The following is an 11771-nucleotide window of genomic DNA, read 5'->3' on the forward strand; positions in this document are numbered from 1 at the left end:
AAGCTCCCTCTGCGATGGGTGCCGTCCTTCCGATAACCGGTCTCGGCGGTGCCGCAGCTTTGAGGAGGCGACATGACTTCCAGCGTTCAAAGGCTTGAATTTTCAGGCCACTCCGGTGCGAAGTTGGCCGCGAGACTGGATCTTCCCAATGGGCCGGTTCGCGCCTATGCGGTCCTTGCCCACTGCTTTACCTGCTCCAAGGATCTGAGGCCGCTGCGCCGCATCGCCGCCGACCTGGCGCGCGAAGGCATAGCGGTCCTGCGCTTCGACTTTACCGGGTTGGGCTCCAGCGGTGGAGAATTCGCTTCCACCGACTTTTCCTCCAATGTCGCCGATCTGCGCGCTGCCGTGGATTATCTGCGCGAACACCATGAAGCGCCTGCCGTGCTCCTGGGGCATTCGCTTGGCGGAGCGGCGGTGCTGGCACTGGCCAAGGATGTGCCCGAGGCGCGCGCCGTGGTCACGATCGGTGCCCCGGCCGATGCTTCGCATGTGCTTGCCAGCTTCGGCGCAAGCCTGGAGGAGATCGAGCGGCAAGGCGAGGCAAACGTGACGCTGGAGGGCCGACGGTTCACCATCACGAAGGATTTCGTGGCCGACGTACGCGACCAGGCCATGGCCGAAGCCATCGGCGCCATGCGCAAGCCGCTGCTCGTTCTTCATGCGCCGCATGACGAGGTCGTCGGGATCGAGAACGCCGAGCGCATATTCACTGCCGCCAAGCATCCCAAAAGCTATGTCTCCCTCGACGACGCCGACCACCTTCTGAGCGATCCCGAAGATGCGGCCTATGCGGCGTCCGTCATCTCCGGCTGGCTCTCCCGCTATGTACCTGGAGACATGCCCCAGGGCGAGGAACCTGTCGAACATGTGCGGGTGCGCGAGACGGGAGGCGGACGCTTCCAAAATGCCGTGCAGGCGGGACGGCACCGCCTGTTCGCCGACGAGCCGGAGAAGGTGGGCGGCATGGATAGCGGGCCATCCCCCTATGACTACCTCTCCATTGCATTGGGGGCCTGCACGTCGATGACGCTGCGCCTTTATGCCGAGCACAAGAAGCTGGCGCTGGGGCGTATCAATGTCGAGGTCTCGCACAGCAAGATGCATATCGAGGACTGCGAAGAAGATGTGGAAGACGGCAAGGGCGGCCGCATCGACCGGTTCGAACGGATCATCTCGGTCGAGGGCGAGGTTCCGGCCGAACTGAAGGACAAGCTGGTGGAAATCGCCGGCAAGTGCCCGGTCCATCGCACGCTGGAGGGAGATGTGCGCGTCGTCACCTCGGTCAGGGAAGGCGTCCGGACCTAGGCAGGTCCAGAATGCAGGAACATTACCAAAGTTTCATACCGCGGAAATAGCGCGGTAAGGTGCCGTAACCTATCTGAAGGACAACGGAGCGGCGCTCCTGCCGCTCGGTCCCGTTAATTTCAGCATAATGGCAAAGGAGCCTCTATCGATATGAGTGCAAACAACTCGACTATATCGAAGACGCGCAAGAGACTGGTGGCAACCGCCGCCTCCGTGGCGATCGCCGGTGCGGTCGGTCTTGGCGCCGTCACCACGGGCGCGGTCCCCGTACTGGCCGAGCCGGTGAAGCTGGATGCGCCCGTACAGGCGCCGAGTTTTGCCGACGTCGTGGAGCTGGTTTCACCGGCGGTGGTCTCCGTCAGGGTCAATGGCAGCGTTCAGGAGGCGAGCGGTCCCGCGGCTCCCTTCTTCGATATGCCCGGTTTCGAGGATCTTCCCGACGACCATCCGATGAAGCGCTTCTTCGACCAGTTCAGGGAGCCGCCGCGCGGTGAGCGGCGTGATCGCGGGCCGCGTCCGCCCCGGCCTGTCTCGCAGGGCTCCGGCTTCTTCATCTCCGAGGATGGCTACCTGGTCACCAACAACCACGTGATCCAGGGTGGCGACCAGTACACCGTCGTCATGGATGACGGCACCGAGATCGATGCAGCCCTGGTGGGAACCGACCCCCGCACGGACCTGGCCGTCCTCAAGGTGGAGGAGAAGCGCAAGTTCACCTATGTCGATTTTGCCGATGACGACCGCGTCAGGGTCGGCGATTGGGTCGTGGCCGTGGGCAATCCCTTCGGTCTCGGCGGTACCGTGACGGCCGGCATCGTTTCGGCTCGCGGACGCGAGATCAGCGCCAATCCCTATGACGACTACATCCAGATCGACGCGGCCGTGAACCGCGGCAATTCGGGCGGTCCGGCCTTCAACCTGTCGGGCGAGGTCATCGGCGTGAACACGGCGATATTCTCGCCTTCCGGCGGCAATGTCGGCATCGCTTTCGCCATTCCGGCCTCGCTCGCCAAGAGCGTCACGCAGCAGCTCATCGAGAAAGGCGAGATCGAGCGTGGTTGGCTGGGCGTCGAAATCCGCCCCGTCACGGCCGAATTCGCCGAATCGCTTGGTCTCGATGAAGAAAAGGGCGCCTTCATCCAGGGCACGCAGGAAGGCCAGCCCGCCGCCAAGGCCGGTATTCGCGCCGGCGACGTCATTCTCGCCGTTAAGGGCGAGAGCATTGACTCTCCCCGCGAACTGGCCCGCAAGGTGGCCGAATTGCCGCCGGGTGAGAAGGTAGAGGTCTCCGTCTGGCGCAATGGCAAAGCCATAACGCTCGAGGTGGAACTGGGTGAAATGCCCACGGACCAGCAGGTTGCTTCCGCACCCTCGGAAGAGCCTGCACCGGAAGCCGATGCGGCTGCGGCCGGCTTCGGCCTCACGGTCACGCCGTCCGAGGATGGCGTTGGCCTGGTCGTCACCGACGTGGAGCCCGGCAGCGTCGCCGACGAAAACGGCATTCAGCCCGGCGACGTGCTTCGTTCGGTCAACACCCAGGATGTCAGTTCCGTCGAGGATCTGAAGGCTGCCGTCGAGGCGGCCGAGCAGGCAGGCCGCCAGGCGATCCTGCTGCAGGTGGTGCGCGACAGCGCCAACCGCTTCGTCACGCTGCCCGTCGGCTAAAGGGCGGCAGGAACCCACCGGCTTTCCCCCAAAAAAGGCCGGTGTCAGAGCGTGACCCGCTCGGGGCGCGGCGGTGGGTTTTCCCGCCGCCGCGTCTTTTCGATTGAAAGCCCGAAGGTGCTATAAGGCCAAGATGAAGATTCTGGTGATCGAAGACGACGGCGAAGCTGCCAGCTTTGTGAAGAAGGCCTTCGCCGAGGCCGGCCACACCGCCGATGTCGCGCCCGACGGGGAGACAGGTTTCTCGCTGGCGCAGACCGGCAGCTATGACGTGCTGGTGGTGGACCGCATGCTCCCGCGCCGGGACGGCCTTTCCGTCATTTCCGAATTGCGCGCCAGCGGCGACACCACGCCGGCGCTCGTTCTTTCCGCGCTTGGGGAGGTCGACGACCGGGTAACGGGACTGCGGGCAGGCGGCGACGATTACCTCACCAAGCCTTACGCCTTCTCAGAGCTGCTCGCCCGGGTGGAGGTGTTGAAACGCCGCGGGGGCGCCAAGGAGATCGAGACGGTCTACAGGGTCGGCGATCTGGAGCTCGACCGCCTTTCGCACTCGGTCAGGCGCGGAGGGCAGGATATCACGCTGCAGCCCCGCGAGTTCCGCCTGCTGGAATATCTCATGCGCCATGCGGGCCAGGTCGTGACGCGCACGATGCTGCTCGAGAACGTATGGGACTACCATTTCGATCCGCAGACCAACGTGATCGACGTTCATATTTCCCGCCTGCGCGGCAAGATCGAGCGCGGCTTCGAGACGCCTGTGCTCCACACGGTGCGCGGCGCCGGCTATATGCTGAAGGCCGGCTAGTGGCTTCCATGCCGGCGATCATGCGAACGACGGCGGCGCGGCTTTCCGCGCTGTACCTGATACTGTTCGCGATCTGCGCGGTCTTTCTCGTCATTTACATGACGTCGTTGTCGGTCCGCATGCTTACGGCCCAGACCCGCGAGGCCATCCATGAGGAAGTCGCCAGTCTGGACCAGGCATATCGCCGCGGCGGCCTGCCGCGGCTGGTGCGGGTGATGGAGATGCGGGCGCGTCAGCCCGGCGCCAATCTCTATCTCATTGCCGATGCCACCGGCTCGATCCTGGGCGGCAATGTCGAAAGTCTGGAACCGGGCGTGCTGGATACGACCGGCTGGACCGCCCGGCCATTCGCCTATCTGCGCTACGGCGAGACACGTTCGCAGCGTGACGGCACGGGCCCTTCGGGGTACCACAACGCCGTGGCCCAGATATTGCGCCTGCCGAACGGGATGATCTTGCTGGTGGGACGTGATCTCGGCGAGCCCGAGAAGTTCCGCAAGGTGGTGCGCCGCTCCCTCATGGCGGCTCTCGGCATGATGGGTTTCGGCGCGCTCCTTATCTGGTTCTTCGTCGGCCGCCGGGCGTTGAAGCGCATCGACAGCGTGTCCGAGGCAAGCAACGAGATCATGGGCGGCGATCTTACCCGCCGGCTGCCGGTGACGGGCACCGGCGACGAGTTCGATCGCCTGTCGGAAAACCTCAATTCCATGCTGGACCGCATCGCGGCCCTGAACGAGGGGCTGAAGCAGGTCTCCGACAACATCGCTCACGACCTGAAGACGCCGCTGACACGCCTGCGCAACAGGGCCGACGCGGCTTTGCGCAGCGGCGCCGACAGTGCCGCCTGCCGCGAGGCGTTGGAACAGACGATCGCCGAATCGGACCAGCTCATCCGCACCTTCAACGCCATTCTCATGATCTCCAGGCTGGAGGCCGGCTATTCGGCCGAAACCACCCAGCCGGTAGAACTCGACGCCATCCTTGCCGATGTGGTGGAGCTCTATGAGCCGCTTGCCGAGGAGCAGGGCGTAGCCCTCGTGGGCACCGTGGAGGAGAGCGTGCGAATTGACGGCAACCGCGAGCTGATAGGCCAGGCGCTCTCCAACATCGTCGACAATGCCATCAAATATTCGGCCGGCGCCGCCGAGGCGCCGCACGTCGCGGTATCGCTCGAGCGGTCGAAGCGCGAGGCGCGGCTTCTGGTCACCGACAACGGCCCGGGCATACCGGCCGGCGACAGGGAGCGTGCAACGGAGCGTTTCGTCCGTCTGGAAGCGAGCCGCAGTCAGCCCGGTTCGGGCCTCGGCCTCAGCCTTGCCAAGGCCGTCATGAAGTTCCACGGCGGCCGGCTGGAACTTTCAGGGGGCGAGCGGGGGCTTGCGGTTGCGATGGTCTTCCCGTTGGGCAAGACTGAGTGAATGGAAGGGACACGAAAAAGGCAAGCGCGACCAAGCGGCTGGTTCTCCACGCCGCCGCGGCCGCTGACCGCGCTCGATGAAGAGCACGCCCGCGAGGAAGCCAGAACGCTTGCCGAAAATGCCGGGGAGGAGGGTTGCCCCCGCCTTGCGCGACTGCTCGCGGAAGAGGGGCCGTCCGCCCGTTTCCTCGGCGCCGTCTTCGATCTTTCGCCCTATCTGCGCGACTGCGCGCGAAGGGACCCGCAGGCGCTGGAACATCTATTCGATCAGACCCTTGAACAACGGCTTTCGGCGCTGACGGCTGCGATCGACGCCGCGCCCTTCGCCGAGGAAAATTCCGAGAGCGCCATGATGGCGCTGCTGCGGCGCCTGAAACGCGAGGCGCATTTCCTCATCGGGCTGGGCGCCATGTCGGGCGAGGCCGGTGCGCAAAAGACCGTTGAGCGGCTGAGCGCGCTCGCCTGCGCCTGCGTTCGCGCCGCCGTCGACTTTCTGCTTCTCGACGCCCACCGCCAGGGAAAGCTGGCGCTGCCCGACCCCGCGCGCCCTTCGCGGGGCTGCGGATGGATCGTGCTGGCCATGGGCAAGCTCGGCGCCGGCGAACTCAACTTTTCGTCCGACATAGACCTGATCGTTCTGATCAATCCCAACGCTCCCGCCGTGACCGATCCGATCGATGCGCCGGAAATTTTCGTCCGCCTGACCCGCCGGCTGGTGCGCCTTCTGCAGGACCGCACCGAGGACGGCTATGTCTTCCGGACAGACCTGCGCCTGCGCCCGGACCCCGGCTCCACCCCGCTGGCCATTCCCGTCGAGGCGGCGCTCCACTACTACGAAAGCCGCGGCCAAAACTGGGAGCGGGCCGCGATGATCAAGGCGCGTGCCATCGCCGGCGACATCGCGGCGGGAGAGAACTTCCTGCGGGAGCTCCAGCCCTATGTCTGGCGCAAATATCTGGACTATGCGGCGATTGCCGACGTTCATTCCATCAAGCGCCAGATCCACGCCCACAAGGGTCATGGCGAAGTGACGGTGCGCGGTCACAACGTGAAGCTCGGGCGCGGCGGCATCCGCGAGATCGAATTCTTCGTGCAGACCCAGCAGCTTATCGCCGGCGGCCGCTTTCCCGAACTGCGCGGGCGCGGAACCGTGGAGATGCTCGGACAATTGTCGGAGCACGGCTGGATCGACGAGGAAGCGGCCGAAGGCCTCGCCGAGCAATACTGGTTCCTGCGCGATGTCGAACACGCCATCCAGATGGTGGACGACGAGCAGAGCCACATCCTGCCCGAGGACGACGAAGGCCTCGACCGCATCGGTCGCATGCTCGGGATGGCCGACGGCAAGGCTTTCGCCGAGGCTTTCAGGAAGGCGCTGCATCTGGTCGAAAGGCACTATGCTGCTCTGTTCGAAACCGCTCCGCAGCTCTCGCGCGGCCTCGGCAACCTCGTTTTCACCGGCGACGGCGACGATCCGGGAACTCTGGAAACCCTTTCCGGGCTCGGCTTCGAACGTCCGAGCGACATCGGGCGCATCATTCGCGGCTGGCATTTCGGCCGCTATCGCGCCACCCAGTCCGCCGAAGCCCGCGAAAGGCTGACCGAGCTCACGCCGGCGCTGCTGGAGGCCTTCGGCAGGACCCGGCGGGCCGACGAGGCGCTGCTGCGTTTCGACGAGTTTCTCTCAGGGCTGCCTGCTGGCATCCAGCTCTTTTCGCTGCTTCAGTCGAACCCGCGCCTTCTGGAACTGCTTGCCACCATCATGGGCGCGGCGCCGCGCCTTGCCGCCATCATCACGCGCCGCCCCCACGTCTTCGACGGGCTGCTCGACCCGCATCTTCTTTCCGAACTGCCGAACAAGGCATATCTTGCGGAACGGCTGGAGACCTTTCTGGCCGGTGGCCGTGCCTTCGAGGAAGTGCTCGACCGGCTGCGGATATTCGCCGCAGAGCAGAAGTTCCTCATCGGCATGCGCCTTCTCACCGGCGGCATCGATGCCGATCGCGCCGGAAAGGCGTTCTCCGACCTTGCGGATCTCACCATTGCCGCGGCCTTCGATGCCGTCCACGAGCAGTTCGCCCTCACGCACGGCAAGGTGCCGGGCGGGCGGGCGGCGATCCTCGGCATGGGCAAACTGGGCAGCCGCGAACTGACCGCCGGTTCGGACGTGGACCTCATCCTGCTCTACGATCACGCTGCCGACATCGACGAATCGGACGGCGCGAAGCCGCTGGCGCCCTCGCAATATTACGCACGGCTGACCCAGCGCCTCATCGCCGCCGTATCGGCGCCGACCGCCGAGGGCGTGCTTTACGAACTCGATCTGCGCCTGCGCCCGTCGGGCAATAAGGGGCCGGTCGCCACCCATATCGAGGCCTTCCGCAAATATCAGCGCTCCGACGCCTGGACATGGGAGCACATGGCGCTCACCCGCGCCCGCCCGATCGGCGGCGACGAAAGCCTGTGCGCGGAAGTGCGCGAAGAGGTCGAGCAGGTCGTCGGACTGCCACGCGACACGCGCACCATTCGCACGGATGCGGTAAAGATGCGGCGTCTGATCGAGGAAGAAAAGCCGCCGCGCGACATATGGGACCTCAAGCTCATACCGGGCGGCATCATCGATCTCGAATTCATCGCCCAAAGCGCCGTCTTGTCCGGAAAATGCACCGCGGAGCCCCGTCCGACCCGCACCGATGCGGTCCTGGCCAATCTTGCCCCCGATTTCGCCGATGCGCAGACGAGCGACGATCTCGTCGCCGCCCATCGCCTCTATATGTCGCTGACGCAGATCGTACGGCTTTGTCTCACCGGCCCGCTCGATCCCGACGACGTGCCGCCGGGGCTTGCCGACCTCATCCTGCGCACCGCCGATCTCCCCGAACTTTCAGTCCTGGAAGCCCATGTGAAGGAGACCGCGGCGAAGGTCCGGGCGCATTTCGAGCGGCTGCTGCGCCCGTAGCCGCCTGCCGGCTCAGTTATCCTCGCGCAGCGATCGCAGTATGGCGCGGTAGCTGCCCGCCAGCTTCTGTTCATCGAGCGCTGCCTCGTTATTCCAGGTGGCGACGACGCAATGGGTGTCTCCGTCGGCACCCTCGACCCAGGTGGTGAAGTTCAGCACGCCGGCCTCCGAGCCGCCCTTGTAGGCGACGCGCTGCCAGCGCTCGGGCTCGGCCAGGCCAGGATTGATGTGCAGCGGCGGCAGCGACGCCACGGCTTCCATCAAGTCGCAAAGCTCGCGGGCCGAGAAGAATCATTCTATGTCGACCGTGGGCTCCGTGGCCAGCTCTTCCGGCAAGGGCGATGACGCGATCTGTTCCAGAATGTCGCGCCGGCCCTCGGCGCTTGCCTCCGCCCAGGCATCCCGCAGTTCGGCGTTGCCGGCGCCCTTGAGGATGAAGAGCTCCCGCGTCGTGAGGAAGGGCACATTCCGCGCCGCCTCGGCCTCGACCGCCTGCCGGCCCACGAGCCGAATGAGCGCGTCGGTCGCCGTATTGTCGCTGATCGAGATCATCAGTTTGGCGAGCGTGGCGACAGTGAGCGGCGACCCGTCCGGCCAGTCCTGAAGGATGCCGGAGGGCAGCGACTTCCACTCTGGGTCGAGCGATACGACCGTTTGCGGGCCGAGCGAACCCTCCTCATAGGCCCCGGCGAGCGCCTTCAGGATGGCGAGCTTGGCGGCCGACCCCACTGCAAGCGGTTCGCCGGCATTGTGAGCAGCCCGCTCAGCGCCGTTGCTGACGACGAGCACCGCTGTTTGCCCCGGCAGATCGGCAATCGCTTCGACCTGCTCCGAAATCGTCCCCGCCGCCACCGGCTGGAACAGCAGGCCGGCGATGCGGCCCTCCGCGTCGAGCACGATCCGGGTGGGCACCTCTGCCCGTTCGAGCGTCACCGTATAGTTCTGCCCCTGGCCCTCCACCGACTGAAACGGCCCGTGCTGCTCCCGCAGCGCAGATACGATCTCGCTCACACGCTCCGCTGGCACCTGCGCCAGAAAATCCTGCGCGAACCATTCGGGCTCCGCTTCGCCCGTCTTGAACATGCGCTCCAGTAGCGACCGGGCGCTCGTGGCCTCGTCTGCCAAGGCCGACGGCGGGAACAGGATGATTGCCAGGGCGACGGCCACGCCGAAGATGAAGCGCATACGCTGTTCTCCTGCTTATTAGGGTACCGCAAGCATGCAGCAGAATGTGGCGATGTTTGCGCGCTGCCGGAGCATTGCTTTGCTACGCGGCCCTTGCCTGCTCGGCCACCGGTATCCTGACCGAAACGACCGTGCCGACCCCTTGGGTCGAGCGGATCTTGAGCGCGCCGCCATGCAACTCCGTCAGCGAGCGCGAGATCGCAAGGCCGAGGCCGGAGCCCGTGTGGTTCTTTGAGAACTGGTTCTGCACCTGCTCGAACGGGCGGCCCAGTTTCCTGAGCGCCTCGCGCGGAATGCCGCAGCCCGAATCCTCGATGGTCAGGACCACCGCCTTCGAGGTCCGCCGCGCCCGCAGCGTTATGTGCCCGCCTTCGCCGGTGAATTTGACTGCATTGGAAAGGAGGTTGATGACCACCTGCTTGATGGCGCGGCGATCGGCATAAAGCGAAATGGAATCGGGAATCCTCGTGCGGACCTCGATCTGCTTCTTGTCGGCCTGCAGCGCCACCACCCGCACGGTCTCGCGGATGAGCGGGCAAAGGTCGATGCGTTCCCTGTCGACGGAAAACTGGCCTGCTTCGATCTTCGACATGTCGAGGATGTCGTTGATGACGCCCAGCAGATAAGTGCCGCTCGAATAGATGTCGCCGACATATTCGTCGTAGCGATCCGAGCCCAGCGGGCCGAAAAGGCCCTGCTGCATCAGTTCCGAAAAGCCGATGATCGCGTTGAGCGGGGTGCGCAGCTCGTGGGACATGTTGGCGAGGAACTCGGACTTCGCCCTGTTCGCCGCCTCGGCGCGCTCGGTCTCGCGCATATATTTCCGGTTGAGTTCGACCAATTCGCGCGACCGCTCCTGCTCGGCCCGCCGCGCCACGCTCAGATCGTGGATCGTCGCCATCAGGCGCCGCTCGCTGTCGACCAGCTTTTCCTGGTGCTGCTTCAACTGGCTGATGTCCGTGCCGACGGACACCGTGCCGCCATCGCGGGTTTTCAGTTCCGTCACCTGCAGCCAGCGCCCGTTCGCAAGCTGGCGCTCGAAGGTCACGCCCGCGCGCGGATCGGCCGACCCGGCCAAGCGGCGCTCGGAGCGGATCGAGTTCATGCGCGCCTCGATGTCGGCGCGTCGCACGCCCGGCACGATCTCGGCCGGATCGAGCCCGGTATATTGCTGATACTTCGTGTTGCACATGACGAGCCGCTCAGCCGAATCCCAAAGCACGAAGGATTCGGTGATGTTCTCGATCGCAGTGCGCAGCCGCTGGTCCGCAGCTTCCGATTGCTGGACCAGCGTGCGCTGCTCCGTCACGTCGACGGCGATGCCGATGAGGTGGATTTCCTGCGAGTCGGGATCGACGACCTGTGCGCGGGCGCGCATCCACACCCAGTTTCCGCTGGCGTGCCGCATGCGGAAGACCTGGTCGATCTGGTCGGTCTCCCGCGCCACGATGCGGTTGGCCAGTTCGAAAAGATCGCCATCGTCGGGATGGATGATCGCCGCGACGTCGCCGAAGGACAGCATGACGTCCGCCGCCTCATAGCCCAGCATCTCGTACATGGATCGCGACCAGTACATCTTGCCGCGGCCCATGTCCCAGTCCCACAGGCCGCATTTGCCGCGCACCAGCGCCAGATCGATGCGCTGGTGCGCCTCCAGATATATGCGGTCCGCCGCCTGCGCCCGCGCGGCCTGGCTGAAATAGGCGTAGAGGATCGCCATCAGCACGCTGGCCGTCAGAACGAACAGGGTCGCGTTGAGCGACACCGATTTGCGCCACTTGCCGAAGACCGCATCGCGCGAGGCAAGCGCCACTGCCGCGCCGCCGCCTTCCATGACATTGATGGCAGCCAGCCAGTCGGCGCTGCCTATCCGCACGTCCAGCACGCCGGCGCGTTCGCCGAACATGAAGAGCGGCTGCCCTCCGGAGAAAACCGTCTCCAGGTTCCTTCCGTTCAGATCATGCCCGCGCTGCGAGGAGGCGATGACCTTGAACCGGTCGTCGGTCACCGCCAGCACCCAGCCACCGCCTGCCGCCAGGTGCCGGTTTGCGGCATCGATCAGCCGCACGGCCTCGCGCGGCTCCAGGGGGTCGGCGCCCGCGCTCTGCGTGAGCGACATGGACTGCGCCAGGTTCGCAGCGGTGATGGCCAACACGGTCTTGACGTCGCGCTCGATGTCGTCGCGCCAGCTCATCAGCGAGAAGGCCCGCGCCGCCGCGATGATCAGCAGAAAAATGACGATGAGTATGGGGATCGCGCGGCGCAGATAGGGCTCGATGGCAAGAAGCTGTTCGTAGGCCGGCGCGGCGATGATCTTGGCATTGCCGGCGACACCGATGCCGCCTCCCTGCCGCCTGCGCCAGCGCGCAAATATGCCCCCCGTGGGCATGGCCGCCCACGGCTCCGCCTTCGCCATCCGAAGGGCTCCC

The 11771-nt window shown here is 65.4% G+C and carries 8 protein-coding genes; 5 read left to right on the forward strand and 3 right to left on the reverse strand.

All coding sequences use genetic code 11. The features are described 5' to 3' along the window. Positions 1 to 72: 72 nt before the first annotated feature. From NTH_RS16990 to NTH_RS17010, 5 genes are all read left to right on the forward strand, one after another. Positions 73 to 1308 carry a bifunctional alpha/beta hydrolase/OsmC family protein gene (locus NTH_RS16990; RefSeq protein ID WP_338531125.1) on the forward strand — a complete coding sequence of 412 codons (1236 nt, stop codon included), beginning with the start codon at positions 73 to 75 and terminating at the stop codon, positions 1306 to 1308. Positions 1309 to 1458: 150 nt separating this feature from the next. Further along, the gene (locus NTH_RS16995) at positions 1459 to 2973 is read left to right on the forward strand and encodes a Do family serine endopeptidase (protein ID WP_338531126.1); all 1515 of its coding nucleotides are present in this window, start codon (positions 1459 to 1461) and stop codon (positions 2971 to 2973) included. 133 nt (positions 2974 to 3106) lie between these two features. Then, complete coding sequence (locus NTH_RS17000; protein WP_338531127.1) at positions 3107 to 3781, forward strand: response regulator transcription factor; 675 nt, start codon at positions 3107 to 3109, stop codon at positions 3779 to 3781. A gap of 8 nt (positions 3782 to 3789) precedes the next feature. After that, positions 3790 to 5199 (forward strand): HAMP domain-containing sensor histidine kinase, encoded by a 1410-nt coding sequence (locus NTH_RS17005; RefSeq protein WP_338531951.1) that lies wholly within the window; start codon positions 3790 to 3792, stop codon positions 5197 to 5199. Continuing rightward, on the forward strand, positions 5200 to 8157 hold the full coding sequence (locus tag NTH_RS17010) for a bifunctional [glutamine synthetase] adenylyltransferase/[glutamine synthetase]-adenylyl-L-tyrosine phosphorylase (RefSeq protein ID WP_338531128.1): 2958 nt from the start codon (positions 5200 to 5202) through the stop codon (positions 8155 to 8157). It abuts the gene before it with no gap. A 12-nt stretch (positions 8158 to 8169) separates the two neighbouring features. Here the strand turns inward: NTH_RS17010 and NTH_RS17015 are convergent, their stop codons facing one another. The 3 genes from NTH_RS17015 to NTH_RS17025 form a co-directional block, all read right to left on the reverse strand. Continuing rightward, the gene (locus NTH_RS17015; protein WP_338531129.1) at positions 8170 to 8421 is read right to left on the reverse strand and encodes a hypothetical protein; all 252 of its coding nucleotides are present in this window, start codon (positions 8419 to 8421) and stop codon (positions 8170 to 8172) included. Between the two features lie 27 nt (positions 8422 to 8448). Beyond that, entirely contained in the window at positions 8449 to 9342 is an 894-nt protein-coding gene (locus NTH_RS17020) for a serine hydrolase (RefSeq protein WP_338531130.1), read from the reverse strand. Positions 9343 to 9424: 82 nt separating this feature from the next. After that, positions 9425 to 11758, reverse strand: a complete 2334-nt coding sequence (locus NTH_RS17025) for a PAS domain-containing sensor histidine kinase (RefSeq protein ID WP_338531131.1) — start codon at positions 11756 to 11758, stop codon at positions 9425 to 9427. Positions 11759 to 11771 lie beyond the last annotated feature (13 nt).

The sequence above is a fragment of the Nitratireductor thuwali genome (genome assembly GCF_036621415.1).
GTDB classification, from domain to species: Bacteria; Pseudomonadota; Alphaproteobacteria; order Rhizobiales; family Rhizobiaceae; genus Chelativorans; species Chelativorans thuwali.